This is a genomic window from Streptomyces purpurascens, assembly GCF_045040895.1.
GTDB classification, from domain to species: Bacteria; Actinomycetota; Actinomycetes; order Streptomycetales; family Streptomycetaceae; genus Streptomyces; species Streptomyces purpurascens.
Genome location: NZ_CP108341.1, coordinates 7,992,283 through 8,018,301 on the forward strand (window position 1 = coordinate 7,992,283; position 26,019 = coordinate 8,018,301).

23 protein-coding genes and 1 riboswitch are annotated in these 26,019 nt (G+C 71.4%); of the genes, 20 read left to right on the top strand and 3 right to left on the bottom strand.

The features are described from left to right. Positions 1–99: 99 nt before the first annotated feature. From shc to OHU35_RS36355, 8 genes are all read left to right on the top strand, one after another. Positions 100–2,094, top strand: a complete 1,995-nt coding sequence (shc, locus tag OHU35_RS36320) for a squalene--hopene cyclase (RefSeq protein ID WP_405508313.1) — start codon at positions 100–102, stop codon at positions 2,092–2,094. Continuing rightward, on the top strand, positions 2,094–2,735 hold the full coding sequence (locus OHU35_RS36325) for a 1-hydroxy-2-methyl-2-butenyl 4-diphosphate reductase (protein WP_189726008.1): 642 nt from the start codon (positions 2,094–2,096) through the stop codon (positions 2,733–2,735). The genes shc and OHU35_RS36325 overlap by 1 nt, the downstream gene beginning before the upstream one ends. A gap of 5 nt (positions 2,736–2,740) precedes the next feature. After that, positions 2,741–3,763: an adenosyl-hopene transferase HpnH gene (gene hpnH / locus OHU35_RS36330; protein WP_189726007.1), complete on the top strand. Its 1,023-nt coding sequence runs from the start codon at positions 2,741–2,743 to the stop codon at positions 3,761–3,763. Between the two features lie 5 nt (positions 3,764–3,768). Continuing rightward, positions 3,769–4,926, top strand: a complete 1,158-nt coding sequence (gene ispG, locus OHU35_RS36335) for a flavodoxin-dependent (E)-4-hydroxy-3-methylbut-2-enyl-diphosphate synthase (protein ID WP_189726006.1) — start codon at positions 3,769–3,771, stop codon at positions 4,924–4,926. A 27-nt stretch (positions 4,927–4,953) separates the two neighbouring features. Beyond that, positions 4,954–6,849 carry a 1-deoxy-D-xylulose-5-phosphate synthase gene (gene dxs, locus OHU35_RS36340; RefSeq protein ID WP_359889603.1) on the top strand — a complete coding sequence of 632 codons (1,896 nt, stop codon included), beginning with the start codon at positions 4,954–4,956 and terminating at the stop codon, positions 6,847–6,849. Next, positions 6,846–8,261, top strand: coding sequence for an aspartate aminotransferase family protein (locus OHU35_RS36345; protein ID WP_189726004.1), 1,416 nt, complete (start codon positions 6,846–6,848; stop codon positions 8,259–8,261). Before dxs ends, OHU35_RS36345 begins: the two co-directional genes overlap by 4 nt. A 72-nt stretch (positions 8,262–8,333) precedes the next feature. Beyond that, the gene (locus OHU35_RS36350) at positions 8,334–8,990 is read left to right on the top strand and encodes a helix-turn-helix domain-containing protein (RefSeq protein ID WP_189726003.1); all 657 of its coding nucleotides are present in this window, start codon (positions 8,334–8,336) and stop codon (positions 8,988–8,990) included. Beyond that, on the top strand, positions 8,987–9,106 hold the full coding sequence (locus tag OHU35_RS36355) for a DUF6126 family protein (RefSeq protein ID WP_189726002.1): 120 nt from the start codon (positions 8,987–8,989) through the stop codon (positions 9,104–9,106). Before OHU35_RS36350 ends, OHU35_RS36355 begins: the two co-directional genes overlap by 4 nt. A 22-nt stretch (positions 9,107–9,128) precedes the next feature. Here OHU35_RS36355 and OHU35_RS36360 read toward each other — a convergent pair whose 3' ends face one another. Continuing rightward, complete coding sequence (locus OHU35_RS36360; protein ID WP_189726001.1) at positions 9,129–9,926, bottom strand: tyrosine-protein phosphatase; 798 nt, start codon at positions 9,924–9,926, stop codon at positions 9,129–9,131. Positions 9,927–10,105: 179 nt separating this feature from the next. Between OHU35_RS36360 and OHU35_RS36365 the strand changes: the two genes are divergently transcribed. The 4 genes from OHU35_RS36365 (at position 10,106) to OHU35_RS36380 (ending at position 15,409) form a co-directional block, all read left to right on the top strand. Continuing rightward, entirely contained in the window at positions 10,106–12,181 is a 2,076-nt protein-coding gene (locus tag OHU35_RS36365; protein ID WP_405508317.1) for an alpha-galactosidase, read from the top strand. A 318-nt stretch (positions 12,182–12,499) separates the two neighbouring features. Next, positions 12,500–12,660, top strand: a riboswitch (cyclic di-AMP (ydaO/yuaA leader). Positions 12,661–12,664: 4 nt separating this feature from the next. Continuing rightward, positions 12,665–13,588 carry a LysM peptidoglycan-binding domain-containing M23 family metallopeptidase gene (locus OHU35_RS36370; RefSeq protein ID WP_189725999.1) on the top strand — a complete coding sequence of 308 codons (924 nt, stop codon included), beginning with the start codon at positions 12,665–12,667 and terminating at the stop codon, positions 13,586–13,588. Between the two features lie 173 nt (positions 13,589–13,761). Then, complete coding sequence (locus OHU35_RS36375; protein ID WP_359889612.1) at positions 13,762–14,478, top strand: DUF6250 domain-containing protein; 717 nt, start codon at positions 13,762–13,764, stop codon at positions 14,476–14,478. A gap of 145 nt (positions 14,479–14,623) precedes the next feature. Further along, positions 14,624–15,409 (top strand): SGNH/GDSL hydrolase family protein, encoded by a 786-nt coding sequence (locus OHU35_RS36380; RefSeq protein WP_189726306.1) that lies wholly within the window; start codon positions 14,624–14,626, stop codon positions 15,407–15,409. A 270-nt stretch (positions 15,410–15,679) separates the two neighbouring features. On the opposite strand, the gene OHU35_RS36385 is transcribed toward OHU35_RS36380, so the two are convergent. Both OHU35_RS36385 and OHU35_RS36390 read right to left on the bottom strand, forming a co-directional pair. Beyond that, the gene (locus OHU35_RS36385; RefSeq protein ID WP_405508319.1) at positions 15,680–16,288 is read right to left on the bottom strand and encodes a TetR/AcrR family transcriptional regulator; all 609 of its coding nucleotides are present in this window, start codon (positions 16,286–16,288) and stop codon (positions 15,680–15,682) included. Positions 16,289–16,374: 86 nt separating this feature from the next. Next, a complete protein-coding gene (locus OHU35_RS36390; protein ID WP_359889615.1) occupies positions 16,375–17,553 on the bottom strand; it encodes a Glu/Leu/Phe/Val dehydrogenase dimerization domain-containing protein in 1,179 nt (392 codons plus the stop codon). Between the two features lie 125 nt (positions 17,554–17,678). On the opposite strand from OHU35_RS36390, the gene OHU35_RS36395 reads away from it, so the two are divergent. The 8 genes from OHU35_RS36395 to OHU35_RS36430 all read left to right on the top strand — a co-directional run bounded on the left by OHU35_RS36395 (position 17,679) and on the right by OHU35_RS36430 (position 25,995). Further along, complete coding sequence (locus OHU35_RS36395; protein WP_189725996.1) at positions 17,679–18,944, top strand: MBL fold metallo-hydrolase; 1,266 nt, start codon at positions 17,679–17,681, stop codon at positions 18,942–18,944. Between the two features lie 531 nt (positions 18,945–19,475). Then, positions 19,476–21,431: a sensor histidine kinase gene (locus tag OHU35_RS36400; RefSeq protein WP_405508321.1), complete on the top strand. Its 1,956-nt coding sequence runs from the start codon at positions 19,476–19,478 to the stop codon at positions 21,429–21,431. Between the two features lie 68 nt (positions 21,432–21,499). Then, positions 21,500–21,934, top strand: a complete 435-nt coding sequence (locus tag OHU35_RS36405) for a roadblock/LC7 domain-containing protein (protein ID WP_189725994.1) — start codon at positions 21,500–21,502, stop codon at positions 21,932–21,934. Between the two features lie 2 nt (positions 21,935–21,936). Continuing rightward, positions 21,937–22,308, top strand: coding sequence for a DUF742 domain-containing protein (locus OHU35_RS36410; RefSeq protein WP_189726304.1), 372 nt, complete (start codon positions 21,937–21,939; stop codon positions 22,306–22,308). Then, the gene (locus OHU35_RS36415) at positions 22,286–22,912 is read left to right on the top strand and encodes an ATP/GTP-binding protein (protein WP_189725993.1); all 627 of its coding nucleotides are present in this window, start codon (positions 22,286–22,288) and stop codon (positions 22,910–22,912) included. Before OHU35_RS36410 ends, OHU35_RS36415 begins: the two co-directional genes overlap by 23 nt. A gap of 61 nt (positions 22,913–22,973) precedes the next feature. Beyond that, on the top strand, positions 22,974–23,546 hold the full coding sequence (locus tag OHU35_RS36420) for a GAF domain-containing protein (protein ID WP_189725992.1): 573 nt from the start codon (positions 22,974–22,976) through the stop codon (positions 23,544–23,546). Positions 23,547–23,728: 182 nt separating this feature from the next. Beyond that, a complete protein-coding gene (tdh, locus tag OHU35_RS36425) occupies positions 23,729–24,757 on the top strand; it encodes an L-threonine 3-dehydrogenase (RefSeq protein WP_405508325.1) in 1,029 nt (342 codons plus the stop codon). A gap of 35 nt (positions 24,758–24,792) precedes the next feature. Then, entirely contained in the window at positions 24,793–25,995 is a 1,203-nt protein-coding gene (locus OHU35_RS36430) for a glycine C-acetyltransferase (RefSeq protein ID WP_189725990.1), read from the top strand. Positions 25,996–26,019: the final 24 nt, after the last annotated feature.

A 26,019-nucleotide genomic window follows, 5' to 3' on the forward strand; every position in this document is an offset into this window, starting at 1 on the left:
GCGTAGTCGCCGGCCGGTGCCGCGAGACAGCACGGAGCACCGGCCGACGGCGGACCCACAGCAGCTGCACACCTTGCACCACTGCACGAAGGGGAAGCCATGACAGCGACGACCGACGGAAGCACCGGGGCCCTGCCACCCCGCGCCGCCGCGGCCAGCGAACACGACACCGACATCCCCGCGGCGGCCGGGGTACCAGAAGCCGCCGCACGCGCCGCCCGGCGCGCCACCGACTTCCTGCTCTCCCGCCAGGACGCCGAGGGCTGGTGGAAGGGCGACCTCGAGACCAACGTCACGATGGACGCCGAGGATCTGCTGCTCCGTCAGTTCCTGGGCATCCGCGACGAGAAGACCACCCAGGCCGCGGCCCTCTTCATCCGCGGCGAGCAGCGTGACGACGGCGCCTGGGCCACCTTCTACGGCGGCCCCGGCGAGCTCTCCGCCAGCGTCGAGGCCTACGTCGCCCTCCGTCTGGCGGGCGACGCGCCCGACGCGCCCCACATGGCCAAGGCCTCTGCCTGGATCCGAGAGCGGGGCGGCATCGCCGCCGCCCGGGTCTTCACCCGGATCTGGCTCGCGCTGTTCGGCTGGTGGAAGTGGGAGGACCTGCCCGAACTCCCGCCGGAACTCATCTGGTTCCCGAAGTGGCTGCCGCTCAACATCTACGACTTCGGCTGCTGGGCCCGGCAGACGATCGTGCCGCTGACGATCGTCTCCGCGAAGCGGCCGGTACGCCCCGCGCCCTTCCCGCTCGACGAGCTGCACACCGACCCGGCCGCTCCCAACCCCGCCAAGCCCCTTGCCCCGGTGGCCAGTTGGGACGGCGCCTTCCAGCGGATGGACAAGGGCCTGCACGCCCTGCGGAAGGTCGCCCCGCGCCGGCTGCGCAGAGCCGCCATGAACAGCGCCGCCCGCTGGATCGTCGAGCGGCAGGAGAACGACGGCTGCTGGGGTGGCATCCAGCCGCCCGCCGTGTACTCGATCATCGCCCTGCACCTGCTCGGCTACGACCTCCAGCACCCCGTGATGCGGGAGGGGCTGGCGTCCCTGGACCGGTTCGCCGTGTGGCGCGAGGACGGGGCCCGGATGATCGAGGCCTGCCAGTCGCCGGTCTGGGACACCTGCCTCGCCGCGATCGCGCTCGTCGACGCCGGACTGCCCGCCGACCACCCCCAGTTGGTGAAGGCCGCGGACTGGATGCTGGGCGAGGAGATCGTCAGACCCGGCGACTGGTCCGTCAAGCGGCCCGGACTGCCGCCCGGCGGCTGGGCGTTCGAGTTCCACAACGACAACTACCCCGACATCGACGACACCGCCGAGGTGATCCTCGCGCTGCGCCGGATCACCCACCACGACCCGGGGCGGATCGACAAGGCCATCGGGCGCGGAATGCGCTGGACCCTCGGCATGCAGTCGAAGAACGGCGCGTGGGCCGCCTTCGACGTCGACAACACCAGCCCGTTCCCGAACCGCCTGCCGTTCTGCGACTTCGGCGAGGTCATCGACCCGCCCTCCGCCGATGTCACCGCGCACGTCGTCGAGATGCTCGCGGTGGAAGGACTCGCCCACCACCCGCGCACCCGGCGCGGCATCGAGTGGCTGCTGGCCGAACAGGAGCCGGACGGCTCGTGGTTCGGGCGCTGGGGCGTCAACTACGTCTACGGCACCGGATCCGTCGTACCCGCCCTGGTGGCCGCGGGCATCCCCGCCGCGCACCCGGCGATCCGGCGGGCCGTGGCCTGGCTGGAGACGGTCCAGAACGACGACGGCGGCTGGGGCGAGGACCTGCGCTCCTACCACGACGCCAAGGAGTGGAGCGGCAAGGGCGCCTCGACCGCCTCCCAGACGGCGTGGGCCCTGATGGCCCTGCTCGCTGCGGGGGAGCGGGACTCCAAGGCCGTCGAACGCGGCGTCGAGTGGCTCGCCGCCACCCAGCGGCCGGACGGCTCCTGGGACGAGCCGTACTTCACGGGGACGGGCTTCCCGTGGGACTTCTCGATCAACTACCACCTCTACCGGCAGGTGTTCCCGCTCACCGCGCTCGGCCGGTACGTCCACGGGGAGCCCTTCGCCGACCGGCACAAGGGGAGCTGATGAGCACCCAGCCCGCCTCGGTCCCGCTGCTGATCGCCTGCGCGCTCGGCATCGAGCAGTTCGCCCTGCGCGCGGGCGACCGAGGTGGCGCCGGCGGGCCGGTCACCGTGCTGCGCACGGGCATGGGGCCGGCGGCGGCCGAGCGGTCCGTCACCCGGATGCTCGCCGATCCGGCCCTGCGCGACGCCGCCGTCCTGGCCACCGGCTTCTGCGCGGGCCTCGCGCCCGGCATGCACCCCGGTGACCTGGTCGTCGCCGAGGAGACCCGTGATCCGCGTGGCACGACCGCCTGCGTGGGGACCGAGCTGCTGGTCAAGGAGCTGGCCCGGGCCGTACCCGGGCGGACCGTGCACACCGGGCCGCTCACCGGCTCCGACCACGTCGTACGCGGTCCCGAACGGTCCGATCTCCTCGCCACCGGCGCGATCGCGGTCGACATGGAGTCCGCCGTCACGCTCCTGAGCGCCGTGCGCGCGGGCGAGCGCCCGGTTGCGGCCGTCCGGGTGGTCGTGGACGCTCCAGAACATGAACTCGTCCGGATCGGCACGGTGCGCGGTGGAATATCAGCTTTCCGTGTCCTTCGTTCCGTCCTTCCCGCTTTCTTCGAATGGCACCGTTCCTTGCTGCTCCCCAGGAGGTGAGCCAGATGGCCATGCCGCTTCGACAGTCCATCAAGGTCGCTACATATTTGGCTGAACAGAAGCTCCGCCGACGGGACAAGTTCCCGCTGATCGTCGAGCTGGAGCCGCTGTTCGCCTGCAACCTCAAGTGCGAGGGGTGCGGAAAGATCCAGCACCCGGCCGGGGTGCTCAAGCAGCGGATGCCGGTCGCGCAGGCGGTCGGAGCGGTGCTGGAGTCCGGTGCCCCCATGGTGTCCATCGCCGGTGGCGAGCCCCTGATGCACCCCCAGATCGACGAGATCGTGCGTCAGCTGGTGGCCAGGCGGAAGTACGTCTTCCTGTGCACCAACGCGCTGCTCATGCGCAAGAAGATGGACAACTTCAAGCCCTCCCCCTATTTCGCCTTCGCGGTGCACATCGACGGGCTGCGCGAGCGGCACGACGAGTCGGTGGCGAAGGAGGGCGTCTTCGACGAGGCCGTGGAGGCCATCAAGGAGGCCAAGCGGCGCGGCTTCCGGGTGACCACCAACTCGACCTTCTTCAACACCGACACCCCGCAGACCATCATCGAGGTGCTGAACTTCCTCAACGACGACCTCAAGGTCGACGAGATGATGATCTCGCCCGCCTATGCCTACGAGAAGGCCCCCGACCAGGAGCACTTCCTCGGTGTGGAGCAGACCCGCGAGCTGTTCAAGAAGGCCTTCGCGGGCGGCAACCGGCGGCGCTGGCGGCTCAACCACTCCCCGCTCTTCCTGGACTTCCTGGAGGGCAAGGTCGACTTCCCGTGCACGGCGTGGGCCATCCCGAACTACTCGCTGTTCGGCTGGCAGCGCCCCTGCTATCTGATGAGCGACGGGTACGTGCCGACGTACCGGGAGCTGGTCGAGGACACCGACTGGGACAAGTACGGACGCGGCAAGGACCCGCGCTGTGCCAACTGCATGGCGCACTGCGGCTACGAGCCCACCGCCGTGCTCGCCACCATGGGATCGCTGAAGGAGTCCCTGCGCGCCCTGCGCGAGACGGTCTCCGGGAACCGGGAGTAGATGCCATGACCGCCATTTCGCTGGGTGTCCCCGAGGTGCCGGCCCGGCCGATCGCCGAGCGGCGCGTGTCGCGCCGGATCCAGGTCGGTCCGGTGGCGGTCGGGGGCGGGGCCCCGGTGTCGGTGCAGTCGATGACGACGACCCGTACGTCGGACATCGGCGCCACCCTGCAGCAGATCGCCGAACTCACCGCGTCCGGCTGCCAGATCGTCCGGGTCGCCTGCCCGACCCAGGACGACGCGGACGCGCTCGCGACCATCGCCCGCAAGTCGCAGATCCCGGTCATCGCGGACATCCACTTCCAGCCGAAGTACGTGTTCGCGGCCATCGAGGCGGGTTGCGCGGCCGTCCGCGTCAACCCCGGCAACATCAAGCAGTTCGACGATCGGATCAAGGAGATCGCGCAGGCCGCCAGGGACCACGGCACCCCGATCCGGATCGGCGTCAACGCCGGGTCGCTGGACCGGCGCCTGCTCCAGAAGTACGGCAAGGCGACCCCGGAGGCGCTGGTGGAGAGCGCGCTGTGGGAGGCCTCGCTGTTCGAGGAGCACGGCTTCCGGGACATCAAGATCTCCGTCAAGCACAACGACCCGGTCGTGATGATCGAGGCGTACCAGCAGCTCGCCGAGCAGTGCGACTACCCGCTGCACCTGGGGGTGACGGAGGCGGGCCCGGCCTTCCAGGGCACGATCAAGTCCGCGGTGGCGTTCGGCGCACTGCTGTCGCGGGGCATCGGCGACACGATCCGGGTGTCGCTGTCGGCCCCGCCGGCCGAGGAGGTCAAGGTCGGCATCCAGATCCTGCAGTCCCTCGGGCTCAAGGAGCGCCGGCTGGAGATCGTGTCGTGCCCGTCCTGCGGGCGCGCCCAGGTCGACGTCTACAAGCTGGCCGAGGAGGTCACGGCCGGGCTCGACGGCATGGAGGTGCCGCTGCGGGTCGCCGTCATGGGGTGTGTGGTCAATGGCCCCGGCGAGGCGCGGGAGGCCGATCTGGGGGTGGCCTCCGGCAACGGCAAGGGGCAGATCTTCGTGAAGGGCGAGGTCATCAAGACCGTCCCCGAGTCGAAGATCGTCGAGACGCTGATCGAAGAGGCGATGAAGATCGCCGAGCAGATGGAGCAGGACGGCGCGGGGCCGGGGGAGCCCGCCGTCACCGTGAGCTGAACAGCACGGAACCGAAGGGGGCCCGACGTGACGATTCTGGAGAGCATCCGGGGACCGCGCGATCTGAAGGCGCTGTCCGAGGGGGAACTCGGTGAACTGTCCGAGGAGATCAGGGAGTTCCTGGTGCACGCGGTCGCCAGGACCGGCGGCCATCTGGGACCCAACCTGGGCGTGGTGGAGCTCACCGTGGCCCTGCACCGGGTCTTCGAGTCACCGGTCGACCGCATCCTGTGGGACACCGGCCACCAGAGCTATGTCCACAAGCTTCTGACGGGACGGCAGGACTTCTCCAAACTGCGCGGCAAGGGCGGCCTGTCCGGCTACCCCTCACGCGCGGAGTCCGAGCACGACGTCATCGAGAACAGCCACGCCTCCACGGCCCTCGGCTGGGCCGACGGGCTCGCCAAGGCCCGCCAGGTACAGGGGGAGAAGGGCCATGTCGTCGCGGTCATCGGCGACGGCGCCCTGACCGGCGGCATGGCCTGGGAGGCCCTGAACAACATCGCGGCCGCCAAGAACCGGCCGCTGATCATCGTCGTCAACGACAACGAACGCTCCTACGCCCCCACCATCGGCGGCCTCGCCAACCACCTCGCGACCCTCCGCACGACCGACAGCTACGAACGGGTCCTGGCCTGGGGCAAGGACGTGCTCCAGGGCACGCCCCTGGTCGGCCACACCCTCTACGAGGCCCTGCACGGAGCGAAGAAGGGCTTCAAGGACGCCTTCGCCCCGCAGGGCCTGTTCGAGGACCTCGGCCTGAAGTACGTCGGCCCGATCGACGGGCACGACATCGGGGCCGTGGAGTCCGCCCTGCGGCGCGCGAAACGCTTCCACGGGCCGGTCCTCGTCCACTGCCTCACCGAGAAGGGCCGCGGCTACGAACCCGCCCTCGCCCACGAGGAGGACCACTTCCACACCGTCGGCGTCATGGACCCGCTGACCTGCGCGCCGCTCTCACCGGCGGGCGGCCCCTCCTGGACCTCCGTCTTCGGCGACGAGATCGTCAGGATCGGCGAGGAGCGGGACGACGTCGTCGCGATCACCGCCGCCATGCTGCATCCGGTCGGCCTCGGCGGCTTCGCCGAGCGGTTCCCGGACCGGGTGTGGGACGTCGGCATCGCCGAGCAGCACGCGGCCGTGTCCGCGGCGGGCCTGGCGACGGGCGGCCTGCACCCGGTCGTCGCCGTCTACGCCACCTTCCTCAACCGTGCCTTCGACCAGCTTCTGATGGACGTGGCCCTGCACCGCTGCGGGGTGACCTTCGTCCTGGACCGGGCCGGGGTCACCGGCGTCGACGGGGCCTCCCACAACGGCATGTGGGACATGTCCGTCCTCCAGGTCGTCCCCGGCCTGAGGATCGCTGCGCCGCGCGACGCCGACCAGCTGCGCGCCCAGCTGCGCGAGGCGGTCGCCGTCGACGACGCCCCGACCCTGCTGCGCTTCCCGAAGGAGTCCGTCGGTCCGTCGGTCCCGGCTCTCGACCGGGTGGGCGGACTGGACGTGCTGCACCGTCCTGCGGAGCCGCGGGTTCTCCTGGTGGCCGTGGGCGTGATGGCGCCCGTCTGCCTCCAGGCCGCCGAACTGCTCGAAGCCCGCGGCATCGGCTGCACCGTCGTCGACCCCCGCTGGGTCAAGCCCGTCGACCCGGCGCTCCCGGGCCTCGCCGCCGAACACCGCCTGGTCGCCGTCGTCGAGGACAACAGCCGGGCGGCCGGGGTCGGCTCGGCCGTGGCGCTGGCCCTCGGCGACGCCGACGTCGACGTACCGGTACGGCGCTTCGGCATCCCGGAGCAGTTCCTCGCGCACGCCAAGCGCGGCGAGGTGCTCGCCGACATCGGCCTGACCCCCGTCGAGATCGCCGGACGGATCAGCGCGAGCCTGGCCGTCAAGCAAGAGCTGTCCAAGGAGCCACTGGAATGACAACCGCCGAGTCCGCGTCGGAGTCGTCGCAGGCCGGGGAGTTCGACCTCGGCAAGCTGCTGGCCGAGCGCGCGGCCGAGCGCTACGAGCTGCACAGCAGGTACCTCAACCACCAGCTCCCGCGCATGCTGCACACCATCGGCTTCGACAAGGTCTACGAGCGCGCCGAGGGCGCCTACTTCTACGACGCGGACGGCAACGACTACCTCGACATGCTCGCCGGGTTCGGGGTGATGGGCATCGGCCGCCACCACCCCGTCGTACGCAAGGCCCTGCACGACGTCCTGGACGCCCGGCTCGCCGACCTCACCCGGTTCGACTGCCAGCCGCTGCCCGGCCTGCTGGCCGAGAAGCTGCTCGCGCACAGCCCGCACCTGGACCGGGTGTTCTTCGGCAACAGCGGCACGGAGGCGGTCGAGGGAGCGCTGAAGTTCGCCCGGTTCGTCACCGGCAGACCCAGGATCCTGTACTGCGCACACGCCTTCCACGGCCTGACCACCGGCTCCCTCTCCGTGAACGGCGAGTCCGGCTTCCGCGACGGCTTCGCCCCGCTGCTGCCCGACACGGCCGTACCGCTCGGCGACCTCGACGCGCTGGCACGGGAGCTGAAGAAGGGCGACGTCGCCGCCCTGATCGTCGAGCCGATCCAGGGCAAGGGCGTGCTGGCGGCCCCGCCCGGTTATCTGCTCGCCGCCCAGGAGCTGCTGCACCGGCACAAGGCGCTGCTCATCGCCGACGAGGTGCAGACCGGCCTCGGCCGGACCGGCGACTTCTACGGCTACCAGCACGAGGACGGCGTGGAACCCGACCTGGTGTGCGTGGCCAAGGCGCTCTCCGGCGGCTACGTACCGGTCGGCGCCACGCTCGGCAAGGACTGGATCTTCAAGAAGGTCTACTCGTCCATGGACCGGGTCCTGGTCCACTCGGCGAGCTTCGGGTCCAACGCGCAGGCCATGGCGGCGGGCCTTGCGGTGCTGTCGGTGATGGAGAACGAGCAGGTCGTGGCCAACGTCCGTGCCACCGGAGAACAGCTCAGGTCCCGGCTGGCGGCACTGACGGACCGGTACGAGATGCTCGCCGACGTCCGCGGCCGGGGCCTGATGATCGGCATCGAGTTCGGCCGCCCGAAGTCGCTGAAGCTGCGCAGCCGCTGGGCCATGCTCCAGGCCGCGCGCAAGGGACTGTTCGCGCAGATGGTCGTCGTACCGCTGCTCCAGCGGCACCGGATCCTCACCCAGGTCTCCGGCGACCACATGGAGGTGATCAAGCTGATCCCGCCGCTGATCATCGGCGAGCGGGAGGTGGACCGCTTCGTCGACGCCTTCACCGCCGTGATGGACGACGCGCACAACGGCGGTCTGGTGTGGGACTTCGGGAAGACCCTGGTCAAGCAGGCGGTGGCCAACCGCTAGGCGCGGGTTTGCGGGTTTTGCCTCTGAGGCAAGAAAGTTGCCGCTGAGGCAAGCCTCCGGCTGAATGGAGGCATGAGTTCCTCCGAGACCGAGCGGTCCGGGTCCTCCGGGTCCTCCGGGTCCGACTCGCCGGCCGAACAGTCCGGCGCGCTGCCCGCCGTCGCCCCGCAACTGCGCGCGCTGCGGCGCCAGGCCTCCCTGACCCTGGAGGCCGCGGCCCGCGCCGCCGGGCTGTCGCCCGCCCACCTCTCCCGTCTGGAGACCGGGCAGCGCCAGCCCTCGCTGCCGATGCTGCTCGCGCTCGCCCGCGTCTACGGTACGACCGTCTCCGAACTGCTCGGTGAGACGGTCGCCGGCCGGGACGCCGTCGTTCGCGCGGCCGACATGGAACCGACCACGGCGGGCGGCTGGACGTACTGGCAGGCCGGCGCCTCCGGGCGCGGGATGCAGGCCCTGCGCGTCCATGTGCCGTACGGCTCCCAGGGCGACATCGTGCGCGTCCACCCGGGCGAGGAGTGGCTCCATGTGCTGCGGGGCCGGCTGCGGCTGCGCCTCGGGGACGCCACCCACCGGCTGGCGCCCGGCGACAGCGCCCACTTCGACTCGCTCACCCCGCACCGGATCGCCGCCGAGGACCAGGACGGCGTCGAGCTGCTCTTCGTCCACACCCTGATGCAGAGCCCGACGGCCACCCTGTGCCTGGGCCCCACCCCTGGAGACACGCCGTGAAGGACATGGAGGAGAAGTTCCCCCGCGCCCTGTGGGTGCGCCTGCTCGTCTACCTCGTCGTGGGACACCTCTTCGCGGCCTTCGTGTACCTGCTGTTCGAGCTGGGGGCCAAGTAGCCCGCCGGGGCCGTGCCGTCCGTCAGTCGAGCAGTCGCTCACGCAGGCTCTCGCGGGTCTCCGGAGCTATCTCGAGGCCCTTCTCCAGATAGGCTTCGACGCCGCCCCAGGTCTCCTCGATGGTGTCGAAGGCCGCCGTCAGATACTCGGCGCGCGCGTCGAACAGGGGGCTGAGCAGCTCCATGACCTCGGGGGAGTAGGCCGAGTCGGCGGAGCCGCTGCGCCGCACCTTGTAGCGGCGGTGCTTGGCGTTCGACTTCAGGTAGTCCTCGACGATCGCCTCGCGCTCTACGCCCACCGCGAGCAGCGTCACCGCGACCGACAGGCCCGCGCGGTCCTTGCCCGCCGCGCAGTGCATCAGCGCGGGGACGCTGTCCTCGGCGAGCGCGTGCAGCACCTTCGAGTGCTCGGCGGTGCGGTGCTTGATGATCGTGCGGTAGGAGGCGATCATCCGGCCCGCGCCCTTGCCGTCCGAGAGGATCGCCCGCAGCTGCTCCAGGTCGCCGTCGCGGACCAGCTTCCAGAACTCGGCGCCGTCGGCGGGGTCGCTCAGCGGCAGGTTCACATTGCGCACGCCCGGCAGCTCGACATCCGGCCCCTCGAGCTTCTGGTCGGCCTCGTTGCGGAAGTCGAAGATCGTGTGCAGGCCCAGGCCGGTCAGGAAGGCGGCGTCCTCACCGGTCGCGTGCGCGAGGTGGCCGCTGCGGAACAGCACTCCCTGCCGCACCCGCCGTCCGTCCACGGTCGGCAGTCCGCCCACATCGCGAAAGTTGCGCACTGCGGCCAGCTCGGGTTCGGTCGAGGGGACCTGCTGTGTCACGGGGGCTCCTCCCAATCGGCGCCGCCGGCGCGGCTCGTCGACGGGCACCACCCGACGATACGACATGCCTGCCTGGGGCAATGAGTTGTCCACAGGCGTTGCCGGGAGCCCCCGAAGCCCTTGATGATGTTCGTGCCTGGTCGCACCTGGTCGGGCTTGTTCGAATCTGTGAGGCTTTGATGCTGGAGATCTCCGAAGACGGTCGTACATGGGTGCTCTCGGGGCCGGCCAGCAGTTACGCCGTCCATGTCACCGACCGGGACGAACTGCTGCACCTGCACTGGGGTGCCCGGATCGGCCTCGCCGACGCCGAGGCCCTGGCCGTCCGGCCGCTGCCCGACTACTGGGCCTTCGAGTCCCCGCTCGACGGGCGCGAGGAGTACCCGGTCGAGGGCGGCCCCCGCTTCGCCAGGCCCGCCCTGTCCGTGCGCACCGCCGAGCGGCGCGGCACCGAGTGGACCTACGAGGGCCATGACACCGAGGACGGCGAGCTGCGGCTCCGCTTCCGCGACGGAGACCTGGCCGTCACGCTGCACTACCGGATGCGCTCCTCGGCCGATGTCGTCGAGCGCTGGGTGACCCTGGAGAACCACGGACCGGCCGTCGAGGTGCTGCGCGCCGACTCCGCCACCTGGACCCTGCCCGACCGCGACACCTGGCGGCTGTCCCAGCTGCACGGCCGCTGGGGCGCAGAGTCCCGGCTGGCGCGCTCCGCCCTCACCTACGGCGAGAAGGTCATCGGCAGCCGCCGCGGCCACACCTCCCACCAGCATCTGCCGTGGGTCGCGCTCGACACCGACGCGACCGAGGAGCGCGGGGAGGTCTACGGCTGCGCCCTGGGCTGGTCCGGGTCCTGGCGGATCGCGGTCGCCCAACTCCCGGACGCGCGCGTGCAGATCACCGGCGGGGCCGGGTACGACGACTCGGGCCTGCTGATGCTCGGCACGGGCGAGTCGTACACGACCCCCGTCTTCGCCGGGCTCTGGAGCGACGGCGGCTTCGGCGGGGCGAGCCGCGCCTGGCACGCCTACCAGCGGACCCACATCGTCCCGGACGCGGACCGGGACCGGCCGGTGCTGTTCAACTCCTGGGAGGCCACCGAGTTCGACATCTCGGAGGAGCAGCAGCGGGCGCTCGCCGAGCGGGCCGCCGGGATGGGCGTGGAGCTGTTCGTGGTCGACGACGGCTGGTTCGGGTCCCGGACCAGCGACCGGGCCGGGCTCGGTGACTGGACGCCCAATCCCGACCGCTTCCCGGGCGGGCTGAAGCCGCTCGCCGACCATGTGCGCGGTCTCGGCATGCGGTTCGGGATCTGGGTCGAGCCGGAGATGGTCAACGCGGACAGCGACCTGTACCGCGCGCACCCCGACTGGGTGCAGTACCAACCAGGACGAAAGCGGACGGAATTCCGCAATCAGCTCGTGCTGAACCTCGCCCGCGAGGACGTCCAGGAGTACCTGTGGGAGCAGCTCGACGGGCTGCTCTCCAGCGCGCCGATCGACTACGTCAAGTGGGACTTCAACCGCTGCTTCACCGACGCCGGCTGGCCGGACGACCCCTACCCGCAGCGGCTCTGGGTCGACCACGTCCGCGCTCTGTACGCCCTGCTGGACCGGCTGCGGGCGGCCCACCCCGGGGTGGCCTTCGAGTCCTGCTCGGGCGGCGGCGGCCGGATCGACCTCGGGGTGCTGGGCCGCACGGACCAGGTGTGGACCTCCGACAACACCGACCCGCTCGACCGGCTCGCCATCCAGCACGGCTTCAGCCAGATCCATCCGGCCCGGGTCATGGCCGCCTGGGTCACCGACAGCCCGAACGCCATGCTCAACCAGCGGGCCAGCTCCCTGCGGTTCCGGTTCGTCAGTGCCATGGCCGGGGTGCTCGGGGTGGGCGGCGACCTCACGCGGTGGACGGCGGAGGAGCTCGCCGAGGCGCGGGAGTGGGTGGGGCTCTACAAGGAGATCCGGCCCGTGGTGCAGCGCGGCGACCTGTACCGGCTGCGGCCCCCGGAGGGCGGCCTGAGCGCGGTGCAGTACGTCCTCGGTGACGAGACCGTCGTCCTCGCCTGGCTCCAGGCGCAGCGCTACGGCGAGCCCGTTCCGGCGCTCCGGCTGCGGGACCTCGACCCGACAGCAGCGTACGAATGCCTCGAAACGGGCGAAGTTCACCGAGGGGCCGTACTGGCACATCACGGGCTGCGAGTCGGTCTGCGCGGGGACCTGGATGCCGCGGTCGTCCGCCTTAAGCGCAAGTAGCCGTTCTGTCCGAATAGGGCGAATAAGGCACTTAAGGTGTTTCGGCATAACGTGCCCCGATCGTAAAGGAGATGAGGTCGGGGTGCGTGACCATCGTCATATTCGTGACGATGTGTTGTCGTCATGTTCACGTAATTCTTGCGTTATTCAGGGGCATTGAGGAAAAACAGAGATCGGAAATCCACGCTCGGTGACGGGAAATGTGCCGACGCGTCAAGAAAAACGCCCTCACAGGCAACCGCAAGCTTGTCCCATTGCGTCTCGGTCGCTTACGTTCCACACCAATCCGGACGGACGCCTAATCCTGCCGCCGCCCGGAGCCCGCACACACTGACCCGTGTATGGCAGGAGCGGGGGACCCACAGGTACGACGCCTGTTCCGGTTCCCGGAACGGCTTGGGGTTCAGCCGCACTTCGGCGCGGCCGGGCATCTCCAGCCCGCACCCGACAGCTCACCTCGCAGGCGCCGGAGAGGAATTCGCCATGCCCGCGAAGGGTAAGCATCGCCGCCCGAAGTCCCAGCGGTTCACCCGCTCCATCGCCGTCGCCGGAACCGGCGGGGCCGCCCTCGCCCTTCCGCTCATGGGGGCCGCCGGCGCCCACGCCGCGACCCCGCAGTCGGCTCCGGAAAAGGCCGTCCAGTCCGCTCCGGCCGCCGAGAAGAAGGCCGCCGAAAAGGCCACGGGCGCCCACACGTACACCGTGAAGGCCGGCGACTATCTCGCGAAGATCGCCGACGACCAGAACGTCAGCGGCGGCTGGAAGAAGCTCTACGCCGACAACCGTGACGCGGTCGGTGCCGATCCGTCGCTGATCCACCCGGGCCTGAAGCTCTCGGTCGGCAAGAAGGCGGCGGGCGAGCCCAAGACGCAGTCGTCCGCGCCCAAGGCGGCCGAGAAGCCGAAGGCGTCGGCTGAGAAGTCGTCCGCCTCCGAGTCCTCCTCGAAGGCCGGCACCGCCGCGAAGCCGGCCGCCGCAAAGCCGGCCGCCGAGGCCTCCGGCTTCAGCCTCCCGGTGGACGGCGCCGCCGTCGGCACCCCGTACCACATGTCCGGCAGCATGTGGTCCAGCGGCTACCACACCGGTGTCGACTTCGTCGTCCCGACCGGCACCTCGCTCAAGGCCGTCGGCGCGGGCACGGTCGTCTCCGCCGGCTGGGGCGGCGCGTACGGCAACCAGGTCGTCATTCAGCTCGAGGACGGCAAGTACGCGCAGTACGCCCACCTCTCCTCGCTCTCCGTCTCGGCCGGCCAGACCGTGACCGCCGGGCAGCAGATCGGTCTGTCCGGTGCGACCGGCAACGTGACCGGACCGCACCTGCACTTCGAGATCCGCACCACGCCGGACTACGGCTCGGACGTGGACCCGGTCGCCTACCTGCGCTCGCACGGCGTCTCCGTGGGCTGACCGATCGCACGACCACCTGCCTGACACGCGGCCGAAGGCCGGACCCCGATCCCCGGGTCCGGCCTTCGGTGTGTGCGCGGCCGCCGATCGGCTCAAGGGATCGACAGGATGCGGCAGTTGGGACACAGTGATCCCGTCGTGAGTGCAAGCGCTTTCTGAAGGAGCTGTGTCCCGTGCCGACCACCCGGAGAACGTTCGGAGCCATGACGGCCGGAGCCGCCCTGGCCGCCCTCGCCCCGGCGGCGACCGCGAGCGCCGCGCCCCGTCACCGCCGCCTGATCGCCCACGACGACTTCTGCCACGGTCTCGCCCAGTGGGTGACCGAACTCCAGGGCGGCGGCACGGTCACCGCCTCGCGCGGTGTCCTGGACATCGACGTGCCGAGCGGAGCGACCGTCTGGTTCCGACGGCGCCTCGAAGGGCCGTACGTCCTCGAGTACACGGCCACGCCCGTCTCCGAGGGCGGGGTCAACGACCGGGTCTCGGACCTCAACAACTTCTGGAACGCGACCGACGTCCGCTCCCCGGACGACCTCTTCGCGACGCCGCGTGGCGGGGCGCTGGAGGAGTACGACCACCTGACGACGTACTACGCCGGGTACGGCGCCAACTACAACACCACGACCCGGTTGCGGCGTTACGTCGGCCAGGCCGGTGTGCGTCCCCTGATCTACGACTACACCGAGCCGCTGCTGGTCCCGGGCGAGCCGAACCGGGTCCGGATCGTCTCCGACGGGTCGACGGTGCGCTGGTGGAACAACGGGCGGCTCGTCTTCGACTACACCGACCCACAGCCGTACACCAGCGGGCACTTCGCCTTCCGGACCGTGTGGAGCCACTTCCGGATCACGGGCTTCCGGGTCTGGCGACTGACCCCGCAACATCCCTGAGGGGCGGCCTATTCCGGAGTTGGCGAACACTTTAGGAGTGGCTTATCTCACCGCCCGTCAACCCCTTCCTACGGTCGCGTAGGTCACATTCGAGGGTGAATCATGAGCGGCTGTGGCAGACGATTCGAAGAGTGACAGCAGAGCAGTGATCGGGTCGTACGTGGCGGTGGGGGACAGCTTCACCGAGGGCGTCGGTGATCCCGGCCCCGACGGGGCGTTCGTCGGCTGGGCCGACCGCTTCGCCGTGCTGCTCGCCGACCGCAGGCCCGAAGGCGACTTCCGGTACACCAATCTCGCCGTACGCGGGAAGCTCCTCGACCAGATCGTGGCGAACCAGCTTCCGAGGGCCGTCGACATGGCCCCGGACCTCGTCTCCTTCTGTGCCGGGGGCAACGACATCATCCGGCCCGGCACCGACCCGGACGAGGTGGCCGAGCGGTTCGAACGGGCCATCGCCCAGCTGACCGCGGTGGCCGGCACGGTGATGGTGACGACCGGGTTCGACACCCGTGGCGTACCCGTGCTCAAGCATCTGCGCGGCAAGATCGCCACGTACAACGGGCATGTCCGGGCCATCGCCGACCGGTACGGCTGCCCGGTGCTCGACCTGTGGTCCCTGCGCAGTGTCCAGGACCGTCGGGCCTGGGACGCCGACCGGCTGCACCTGTCGCCCGACGGGCACACACGCGTGGCGCTCCGCGCGGGGCAGGTGCTCGGCCTCGAGGTGCCGGCCGATCCCGAGCAGGAGTGGCCTCCGCAGCCGCCCCGCGGCACCCTCGACGTCCGGCGGGACAATGTCCACTGGGCGCGGGAGTTCCTGGTGCCGTGGATCGGGCGCCGGTTGCGCGGGGAGTCTTCGGGGGACCATGTGACGGCCAAGGGGGCGCTGTCGCCGGAGGACATCAGGATGCGGATCGGGTCGGTGGCGTGAGGGTGCGTGTGGCGCCTTTCGCCGGGTGGTGGGTCGGGGCCGTGTCGGGGGGTGTCCGTCCTCGGAACGGCGCGATGGGGTTGGACGCCGACTGACTGGCGTTGACGCGCCAACCAGCTGCGGGCGGACACCCCCCGACACGTCCCCTTGCGTAGTCCCCCCCCGCCGCTGCGGGCATGCGTGCCGCTGGGGGCGGCACGGGTGGGCGCGGCGGCACCCCGCTACGCCGGGCTGCGGACCCACCCGGCCCCAGCTCCGACGCTGGGCTGCTTATGGCAAGGCCGCTGATTCCAGACCCAGTTCGCGAGACAGGGCCTCCTCCACCCACTCCTGTGCCCGCGCCCGCGGCACCGCGCCCTCGTAGGACGTCAGCTGGACGGCGAGCCCGTCGAGCAGGGCGGTGAGGCGCAGGGCCGTGCCGTGCGGGTCGGGGCAGTGGAACTCGCCGGCGGCCACGCCCTCCGCGATGACCTCGGCGATGGCCGCCTTCCACTGCCGGTCGAGGTCCTGGGCGACCTCCCGCAGCGCGGGCTCGCGCAGTGCCGCCGCCCAGCCCTCGATCCACAGGCGCCAGCCCTTGGCCTGGCCCGTCGGGGCGTACCACCGTACGGCCGACCGCAGCCGGCGCAGCGCCGACGTACGGCGGCCCAGCAGCTTGCGCAGATGCGCGAGGTCGCCCTCCGCCGCATGCCGGAACGCGGCGGCCACGAGCTGTTCCTTCGTCGAGAAGTGATAGAGGACCAGCGCGTTGCTCACACCGAGCACCGAGGCGATGTCGGCGATTCGGACCGCCGTCACGCCCCGGGCCTCGATCTGCTCGACGGTGGCCCGCAGCAGATCACCGCGCCGTTCCGCCACGCTCAACCGGACTCTCGTCACGCCGTCACCCTACACACGCGCGTGCACCCTCTTGACGTGTGGATTCGGCCGGTCCGGGAGGGGTCGCGCGGCTCGTTCGCCGTCCGTCACCGGTACCAGCCGAAGCACTCCGCGATCACCGGCAGCCGGTCCGCCGCGATCGCGTGCGCGGCTGCTCGCGGCGTCGTGCCGTCGGCCTGTGCGCGGGCCAGCATCCGCTCCACCAGGGCTCGCATCGAGGCGCGGGTGTGGGCGAACGCTTCCTCCGCGTCGGCGCCGATGTCCCCGAAGAGCGTCCACCACCACCAGGCGTTCGTCCCGGAGTTGACCACCACGTCCGGCAGCACGGTCACCCCGCGCGCGGCCAGCAGCAGTTCCGCCTCCGGTCGTACGGGCATGTTGGCCGCCTCGACGACCCAGCGGGCGGTGATCCGCTCCTGGTTCCCGGAGTCGATCGCGTACGAGACGGCCGCGGGTACCAGGACATCCGTGTCGGCCGACAGCCACGCGTCGCCGGGCAGGTCGCGGTCGCCGGGCCGCAGCACGGAGCGGTCCACGGTGCCGTGGGCGTCCCGCGCGGCGAGCAGCGCCTCGACGTCCAGGCCCGCCGGGTTGGCGATCGTGCCCTTGAGGTCGGCGACGGCCACGACCGTGAGTCCCGCGCGCGTGAGGAAGCGGGCGGTCGCCCCGCCCATGGTGCCCAGTCCCTGGAGGGCGACCCGCGTCCCCGTGTACGGCACGCCGGCCCGGTCCAGGGCCGTGAGGGCCGCCTCGGCCACACCGCAGCCGCCGGCCAGCTCGTCGAGACCGATGCCGTCCACCTCGACCGCGAACGCGTCCCCGAGCCGCCGCCGCGCCTCGGCCTCGTCGTCCAGCAGCGGATACACGGCCTGTATGGAGGAGACCAGCCCCGCCTCGGCGGCGGCCCGGTCCACCAGGTCCTGGGTGAGTCCGAGGTCCTCGCCCGTCGTCCAGCAGCTCTCGATGTACGGCCGCATCGCGCGCAGGTAGCGCACGAGCAGGGGGTACGCCTCCGGGTCCCGGGGGTCGCAGTCGATGCCGCCCTTCGCGCCACCGAGCGGGACGTAGCGGCTCTCGGGGTCGTAGTGCAGGGCCTCCTTCATGGTCATCCCGCGGGCCAGGCCGGTGACCTCCTCCAGGGTGCAGCCCGCGCGCATCCGCAGACCGCCGCTGGCGACACCGCGCACCAGCCGGTCGACGACCAGAAAGCCCTGGTGACCGGTGAGGTGGTCGGTCCAGGTGAGGGACAGCAGGGGGCTGGCCATGCGGGCTCCTTCGCCGGGTTACTGAATCACCGGTCAGTATCACCCTCGGAGGGACCCCTGTGTCCCGGTGTTGTCGGAGGGGCCGACCATAATGGAAAGCCTGACCGACTCCACTTGGAGGTACCGTGGCCGGTTTCCGTTCCCTGAGCACCGGGCTCCGTGCGCTGCGGCCCGGGGCGTTCGGCGCGGATCCGCGCGGTGAGCGCATGGCGCGCATCCGCAGATCACCCCATTTCAAGGACGGGGTCTTCCAGAACCCCGGCGGCCCCGCGCGGACCCGGCCCTCGGGCTCCACCCTGGACTTCGCGAAGGTCTTCTTCGACAAGGAGACCCGGCCCCGCCGCAGCCCGAAGGGCACGGTGCCGGTGCACTCCACCACCCTCGCCGACATCGCCCGGCCCCCGGCCACAGGGCTGCGGCTGACCTGGATGGGGCACTCCAGCGTGCTCGCGGAGATCGACGGCCACCGGGTCCTGTTCGACCCGGTGTGGGGCGAGCGCTGCTCCCCGTTCCCCTTCGCCGGGCCCAAGCGGCTGCACCCGGTGCCCCTGCCGCTGGCCGCGCTCGGCCCGGTCGACGTGGTGGTCATCTCGCACGACCACTACGACCACCTGGACATGCCCACCATCAAGGCCCTGGCCGGCACGGACACGCTGTTCGCCGTGCCGCTCGGTGTCGGCGCGCACCTGGAGCAGTGGGGCGTGTCCGCCGACCGGCTGCGTGAACTGGACTGGCACGAGACCACGAAGATCGGCGGCCTCGCCCTGACCGCCACCCCGGCCCGGCATTTCTGCGGCCGGGGCCTGCGCAACACGCAGCACACCCTGTGGGCCTCCTGGGTCGTCGCCGGGGAGGAGCACCGGATCTACCACAGCGGCGACACCGGCTACTTCGAGGGCTTCAAGGAGATCGGCGCCGAGCACGGGCCGTTCGACACCACGATGATCCAGATCGGCGCGTACTCCGACTTCTGGCCCGACATCCACATGACCCCCGAGGAGGGCATGCGCGCCCACCTCGACCTCCAGGGCGGGCCGGAGCACGGCCCGATGCTGCCGATCCACTGGGCCACCTTCAACCTGGCGACACATCCGTGGGCGGACCCCGGCGAGGGGACGGTCGCGGCCGCCCGCGCGGTCGGCGCCCGGGTCGCCCTGCCCCGCCCCGGCGAGCCCTTCGAGCCCACGGCCGGAACGGTTCCGTCCGAGCCGTGGTGGCGTGGGGTGGCGCTCGCCCCGGCGGGTGGTTTTCCGGCCGGGGAGGCCCTCGCCGACGCCACGATCAAGACCGCGTCGGACACGGCAGCCGTGGCCCAGACCGATACGGTGAGTGACGGCCGGGGTGGGACGGCCAAGGGCACCGAGGACCCCGAAACGCTCCCGGCGGGCTGACGGGGAGCGGACGGCAGGCAGCCGGCGAGGGCCGGGGAGCGAGAGGCTCCCCGGCCCTCGCCGTTTCCGTGTGACCGCTTCTGACCAGGTCGGATCGAACTGTGTCCCTTCATGGCCGGGCGCGTGACGGGGTTTTCGGTCTGTCGTGCGAGACCTCATACCAGAGCGGGACGCTCAGCGTATGAGTTTGTCAACTGCCCACCGCACATGATGCGCTGGCGACTACTGTCAGTGGCCGTCGGGAAACAGGGCGGATCAGGGAGCGGGGACCGGCACGTGCAGGCGCAAGGCGGACGAGGGAGTCGACGCGACGGGGATCCCCGCCGCCCACGCACCACCGACGCCGGCACGGCTACGGCCGTGGCCTCCGGCCCGGGCCAGGACCCGGATCCCGGTCGCGCTGGAGCCGGGCGGAAGCGGGGAGCGTCCGGGCAGGCGGCCCGGAGGGCGCACAAGCGGCCACGCGAGCCCGATCGCACGCCCGCGAGCCCCCCTGGCACCCCGGACCGACGGACCAGTACGAGGACACCGATGTCTCACCTCCGCGCCCCGGCCACACGCGCAGACCGCCGTGAGGGCGGGCGGCACGGGCGGCCGGCCGCCCGCACCGCACCCGCGCTGCCCGAGACCCACATACGGCCCCAACTGCTGCGTCTCGCCGTGCTGCCGCCCGTCGCCGTCGCCCTCAGCGGCTGTGCCGCCGTCCTGTTCACCGTCCGGTCCACCGGAGCGCGGCCGGGCCTCACGCTGTGGGCCGTGCTCGCCGGGGCGGTCTCGGTGACCCTCGTCGGCATCGTCGTCGCCGCGGTGGCCGCCAACCGGGCCGCCCGGTCCGTGCACGACCGCATCGGCGTCCTGCGCCGCACCACCGCACGGCGCGAGGCCGATCTGCGCGCCCTGGTCGAGACGCTGCGCCGCGGCGACGGCCCGCCGCAGCACGGTCCCGACGAACAGCGCGACGGTCCCGCCGAGGACGCCGACGACTTCGACCTCCTCGCCGCCGACCTGACCCGTGCGCACGACGGCGCCCTCACCGCCGTCGTCGAGGCCGCGCAGCTCTCCAGCCAGGCGGGCAGCGAGCAGAAGCTCGAGGTGTTCGTCAACCTCGCCCGGCGCCTGCAGTCACTGGTGCACCGCGAGATCTCCATCCTCGACGAGCTGGAGAACGAGATGGAGGACCCCGAGCTGCTCAAGGGGCTCTTCCACGTCGACCACCTCGCGACCCGCATCCGCCGGCACGCCGAGAACCTCGCCGTGCTCGGTGGGGCGGTCTCCCGCCGCCAGTGGAGCAATCCGGTCTCCATGACCGAGGTGCTGCGCTCGGCCATCGCCGAGGTCGAGCAGTACTCGCGGGTCAAACTCGTGCCGCCGATCGACGGCACCCTGCGCGGCCACGCCGTCGCCGACGTCATCCACCTGCTGGCCGAACTCGTCGAGAACGCCACGGTGTTCTCCGCCCCCCAGACCCAGGTGCTGCTGCGCGCCAACCTCGTCACCTCCGGGCTCGCCGTCGAGGTCGAGGACCGCGGACTCGGCATGCCCGTCGAGGAGCAGAGGCGGATGAACGCCCTGCTCGCCGACCCCGACCAGGTGAACGTCGCCCGGCTCCTCGCGGACGGCCGCATCGGCCTGTTCGTGGTCTCACAGCTCGCCCGGCGGCACGGCATCAACGTCCGCCTCCAGACCAACATCTACGGCGGAGTGCAGGCGGTGCTCGTCGTGCCGCAGGCGCTGCTGGGGGCGGAGGCGGGTGCGCCGGAGGGCGCTGGGCAGCCCGAGGGCGGGCAGTCCGAGGCCGGGGCGGGAGCGGAGTCCCGGAGGTCGTCCTCGGCCGAGGCGGCGGTGCCCGGCGGGGCCGGCCCCGGCGGCTCGCCCGATTCCGGATCCGCGCCCGCGTCAGGGTCCTCGACGGCATACGGATTCTCCTCCGTGTCGGGTGCCGCGTCCGAGGCACGGCCGCCGGTCCCGCCCTCCGCACCCGCCGCGTTCCGAGCGCACCAGCGGGAAACCGAACCGGACTCGGGCGGAACCCCGAAGAACGGCCACCCCGCGCCCCTGCCCGTGCGCGGCACCCGTCGGGAGCGGCCCACCCCGGCCGAGGCGCGTCCCGGGATCAGCCCGGACGACCGGCGCGTCCTCGCCGGGAACGTGACCGAGCCGCTCACCCCCCGCAACGGCGCGGTGCGCGGCACCATGGGCAAGCCCCAACTGCCCCGCCGCCGCGCCCAGGAGCACATCGCACCCCAGCTGCGCGACGGTCCCACGCCGCGCCAGGACTCCGAGTACCTCGTCGGCCACGACCCCGGCCTGATGGCGGCCTTCCAGCGCGGCATCAGCCTCGCCGAGGCGCAACAGCACATGGAGTCCGGGGACATGGGCCGGGGCGACAGGGAGCAGCCGACGTACATCGCGCCGGCACACCTGGAGCCGGTGCACACCGACCACAGCACCACCACCCGGCAGGACGGGAGCGCACCCGCCGGATGACCACCCCCGTTTCCACCCCCACCTCCAGCGCTCCCGCAGACCTTCGTACCCCAAGGAGTCGATCCACCATGGCGAGTGATGCGCCGACCGCGCAGGTATCCGATCTCGACTGGCTGATGAGCGGCCTCGTGCAGCGCGTACCGCACACGAACGCCGCGGTGCTCCTGTCCTGCGACGGGCTCGTGAAGTCCGTGCACGGCCTCGACCCGGACAGCGCCGACCACATGGCCGCCCTCGCCTCCGGCCTGTACTCCCTCGGCCGCAGCGCCGGCGTCCGCTTCGGCGACGGCGGTGAGGTACGGCAGGTCGTCGTCGAACTCGACTCGACCCTGCTGTTCGTCACCACCGCCGGATCCGGTACCTGCCTGGCCGTGCTCGCCGGCCGCGAGGCCGACGCGGCCGTGCTCGGCTACGAGATGGCGATGCTCGTCAAGAGCGTCCGCCCCTACCTGGTCACCGCTCCCCGGCAGCAGTCCGTCGAATCCCCGGCGATGAGGCCTTGACCGTGACGGCGGCCGGTGACGGGCCCTGGCTCGACGACGCGGCCGGGCGGCTGGTGCGCCCGTTCACCGTCAGCAACGGCCGCACCCGTCCCACCGTCGCGCTCGACCTCATGTCGCAGCTGATGGCCACCGGGGCGACCCCCCTCGGCTATCTCGGCCTCGAGCACACACAGGCGCTCGACCTGTGCCGCGCGCCCGTCGCGGTCGCCGAGGTCGCCGCCCATCTGAAACTGCCGGTGGCCGTCACCAAGGTGCTGCTGGCGGACCTCGTGGACTGCGGGGCGCTGACCACCAAGCCCCCCGCGTTCTACCACAACCCGACGGACCGGGCTCTTCTGGAGGCAGTGCTCGATGGACTACGACGACAGCTCTGACTACGCCGACGGACGCGGCAGCGCCGATCCGTTCCCCACCGCGCTCAAGATCCTGGTCGCGGGCGGGTTCGGCGTGGGCAAGACGACCTTCGTCGGCGCGGTCAGCGAGATCGCGCCGCTCAGCACGGAGGAGCTTCTCACCACCGTCGGTGCCGCCACCGACAACCTCGACGGCATCGAGAACAAGGTCGAGACGACCGTGGCCATGGACTTCGGCCGCATCACCCTCGACCCCGAACACGTGCTGTACCTGTTCGGCACACCCGGCCAGGAGCGGTTCTGGTTCATGTGGGACGAGTTGTGCGAGGGCGCTCTCGGGGCGGTCATCCTCGCCGACACCCGCCGTCTGGAGGAGTGTTTCGCGGCGGTCGACTTCTTCGAACAGCGTGGCCTCGGCTTCATCGTCGCCGTCAACGAGTTCGACGGTTCCCACCGCTACGACCCCGAGGAGGTGCGCGCGGCCCTCGACCTGACCGAGGACGTCCCCGTCGTGTGCTGCGACGCCCGGATCTCCAGCTCCGGGGTCCGGACCCTGCTGACCCTCGTGCGCCACCTCATCGCCCACACCCCGGCCCCCACGACGGGGTACGGCGCCCATATGTGACCCCTCAACACCTGCCACGGAGCCCCTATATGACGCATGCCCACACTTCGCGAGTACGCCCATGAGCTACGACCCGCCGCGCCCGGCCGGTCGTCTGCTGCTCACCCCCGAGGACAGGGAAGCCCCCGCCCGCACCCACCGACTGCGCCGGTTGGGGCTGGGGGAGCGCCCCGAGCCCGCACTCGACGCCTTCGCGCGCCGCCTCGCCGAGTTCACCGGGGCGCCGTACGCCATGGTCAACTTCCCTGACGAGCAGCGGCAGTTCTACGCGGGGCTGTACGTCCCGGCTGTCGCGCCGGTGGTGCGCGGCGACGGCACCAGCCCTCAGGTGGGCCGGGCCCTGCCCCGCGACCATGGCTTCTGCCCCCATGTGGTGGCACGACGCAAGGCCCTGGTCCTGGAGGACGTCCGCGACTATCCGCGGTTCGCGGGCAATCCGGTGGTCGACGAGTTCGGCATCCGCTCCTATCTGGGGGCACCGCTCCTCGACGGCACGGGGCTGGTGCTGGGCACGGTCAGTGTCGCCGACGTCGAGCCGCGGCCCTGGGGGAAGCCGGGCCTGACGGCCATCAAGGAACACGCCGCGCAGCTCGTCCTGCGGCTGGAGGGCCTGGACGGCTCGCTGCCTTACTGAACGCCCGGGTTTCCGCGGTGTCTCCTGAGGGCGTGAAGGAAAGCTGAGGCGGCGCTTAAGAAAGTCTCGATGGACCGGTGCGGCCGCCGTACGGCAGATTGCAGTGCGATCCCACTCCTCTCCCGGCCCAGGGGCTTCTTCGGCATGCCCGGAGCCGGGACTCACCCACAGGAGCCCTAGCGGTGAAGGCGCTGGTCAAAGAGAAGGCGGAGCCCGGGCTGTGGCTCACGGACGTCCCGGAGCCCGTCGTAGGGCCCGGCGACGTACTGATCAAGGTGCTGCGCACCGGTATCTGCGGCACCGACCTGCACATCAGAGCCTGGGACGGCTGGGCGCGGCAGACCATCAGCACCCCGCTCGTGCTCGGGCACGAGTTCGTCGGCGAGGTCGTCGAGACCGGGCGGGACGTCACCGACATCGGCATCGGTGACCGGGTGAGCGGCGAGGGCCATCTGGTGTGCGGCAAGTGCCGCAACTGCCTGGCGGGCCGCCGTCATCTGTGCCGGGCCACCGTGGGGCTGGGGGTGGGCCGGGACGGGGCGTTCGCCGAGTACGTGGCTCTGCCCGCCGCCAACGTCTGGGTGCACCGGGTGCCCGTCGACCTCGACGTGGCCGCGATCTTCGACCCGTTCGGCAACGCCGTGCACACCGCGCTGTCGTTCCCGCTCGTCGGCGAGGACGTCCTGATCACCGGCGCGGGTCCCATCGGTCTGATGGCCGCGGCCGTGGCCCGGCATGCCGGCGCCCGCAACGTCGTGATCACCGATGTCAGCCCGGAGCGGCTGGAACTGGCCCGCAAGGTCGGGGTGAGCCTCGCGCTCGATGTCTCCGGCACCGGCATCGCCGACGGGCAGCGCGCGCTCGGTCTGCGCGAGGGCTTCGACATCGGCCTGGAGATGTCCGGCCGCCCCGAGGCCATGCGCGACATGATCGCCAACATGACGCACGGCGGCCGGATCGCGATGCTCGGCCTGCCCGCCGAGGAGTTCCCCGTCGACTGGGCCCGGATCGTCACCTCGATGATCACCGTCAAGGGCATCTACGGCCGCGAGATGTTCGAGACCTGGTACGCGATGTCCGTGCTGCTCGAAGGCGGCCTCGACCTCTCACCCGTGATCACCGGCCGGTACGGCTTCCGCGACTACGAGGCGGCGTTCGCCGACGCGGCGAGCGGCCGCGGCGGCAAGGTCATCCTCGACTGGACCGCGTAACTTCCCTGTCCCGCAAGCACCTCAGGAGCCCCCTCATGTTCGACTCCGTGCGCGACGACCTGCGCGCCACCCTCGACGAGATCCGCGCCGCCGGCCTGCACAAGCCCGAGCGCGTGATCGGCACCCCGCAGTCCGCCACCGTGAACGTCACCGCGGGCGGCCGCCCCGGCGAGGTCCTCAACTTCTGCGCCAACAACTACCTCGGCCTCGCCGACCACCCCGAGGTCGTCGCGGCCGCCCACGAGGCCCTGGACCGCTGGGGCTACGGCATGGCCTCCGTCCGCTTCATCTGCGGCACGCAGGAGGTGCACAAGGAACTCGAGGCGCGGCTGTCGGCGTTCCTCGGCCAGGAGGACACGATCCTGTACTCCTCCTGCTTCGACGCCAACGGCGGCGTGTTCGAGACGCTGCTCGGCCCGGAGGACGCGGTCATCTCCGACGCGCTGAACCACGCGTCGATCATCGACGGCATCCGCCTGTCCAAGGCCCGCCGCCTGCGCTACGCCAACCGGGATCTGGCCGAGCTTGAGGCCCGGCTGAAGGAGGCGTCCGACGCGCGCCGCCGGCTGATCGTCACCGACGGCGTCTTCTCCATGGACGGCTACGTGGCGCCGCTGCGCGAGATCTGCGACCTGGCCGACCGCTACGACGCGATGGTCATGGTCGACGACTCGCACGCCGTCGGCTTCGTCGGCCCCGGCGGGCGTGGCACGCCCGAACTGCACGGCGTCATGGACCGCGTCGACATCATCACCGGCACCCTCGGCAAGGCCCTCGGCGGCGCCTCCGGCGGTTACGTGGCGGCCCGCGCCGAGATCGTCGCCCTGCTGCGCCAGCGCTCCCGGCCGTACCTGTTCTCCAACACGCTGGCCCCGGTGATCGCGGCGGCCTCCCTGAAGGTCATCGACCTGCTGGAGTCGGCGGACGACCTGCGGGTCAGGCTCGCCGAGAACACGGCCCTCTTCCGCGGCCGGATGACCGAGGAGGGCTTCGACGTCCTCCCCGGCGACCACGCCATCGCGCCGGTGATGATCGGTGACGCGGCGGTCGCCGGCCGTATGGCGGAGCTGCTGCTGGAGCGTGGTGTGTACGTGATCGGCTTCTCCTACCCGGTCGTGCCGCAGGGGCAGGCCAGGATCCGGGTGCAACTGTCGGCCGCGCACTCGACGGAGGATGTCAACCGCGCGGTGGATGCGTTCGTGGCGGCGCGGGCCGAGCTGGACGCCGAGCAGGCCTGAGCGGCGCATTTGAGACAATCGATC

Bases quoted from the DNA above. Each gene is read 5' to 3' on its own strand.
- shc (WP_405508313.1), top strand. From the start codon at position 100: ATGACAGCGACGACCGACGGAAGCACCGGGGCCCTGCCACCCCGCGCC.
- OHU35_RS36325 (WP_189726008.1), top strand. From the start codon at position 2,094: ATGAGCACCCAGCCCGCCTCGGTCCCGCTGCTGATCGCCTGCGCGCTC.
- hpnH (WP_189726007.1), top strand. From the start codon at position 2,741: ATGGCCATGCCGCTTCGACAGTCCATCAAGGTCGCTACATATTTGGCT.
- ispG (WP_189726006.1), top strand. From the start codon at position 3,769: ATGACCGCCATTTCGCTGGGTGTCCCCGAGGTGCCGGCCCGGCCGATC.
- OHU35_RS36345 (WP_189726004.1), top strand. From the start codon at position 6,846: ATGACAACCGCCGAGTCCGCGTCGGAGTCGTCGCAGGCCGGGGAGTTC.
- OHU35_RS36350 (WP_189726003.1), top strand. From the start codon at position 8,334: ATGAGTTCCTCCGAGACCGAGCGGTCCGGGTCCTCCGGGTCCTCCGGG.
- OHU35_RS36365 (WP_405508317.1), top strand. From the start codon at position 10,106: ATGCTGGAGATCTCCGAAGACGGTCGTACATGGGTGCTCTCGGGGCCG.
- OHU35_RS36370 (WP_189725999.1), top strand. From the start codon at position 12,665: ATGCCCGCGAAGGGTAAGCATCGCCGCCCGAAGTCCCAGCGGTTCACC.
- OHU35_RS36390 (WP_359889615.1), bottom strand. From the start codon at position 17,553: ATGGCCAGCCCCCTGCTGTCCCTCACCTGGACCGACCACCTCACCGGT.
- OHU35_RS36400 (WP_405508321.1), top strand. From the start codon at position 19,476: ATGTCTCACCTCCGCGCCCCGGCCACACGCGCAGACCGCCGTGAGGGC.
- OHU35_RS36405 (WP_189725994.1), top strand. From the start codon at position 21,500: ATGGCGAGTGATGCGCCGACCGCGCAGGTATCCGATCTCGACTGGCTG.
- OHU35_RS36415 (WP_189725993.1), top strand. From the start codon at position 22,286: ATGGACTACGACGACAGCTCTGACTACGCCGACGGACGCGGCAGCGCC.
- OHU35_RS36420 (WP_189725992.1), top strand. From the start codon at position 22,974: ATGAGCTACGACCCGCCGCGCCCGGCCGGTCGTCTGCTGCTCACCCCC.
- OHU35_RS36430 (WP_189725990.1), top strand. From the start codon at position 24,793: ATGTTCGACTCCGTGCGCGACGACCTGCGCGCCACCCTCGACGAGATC.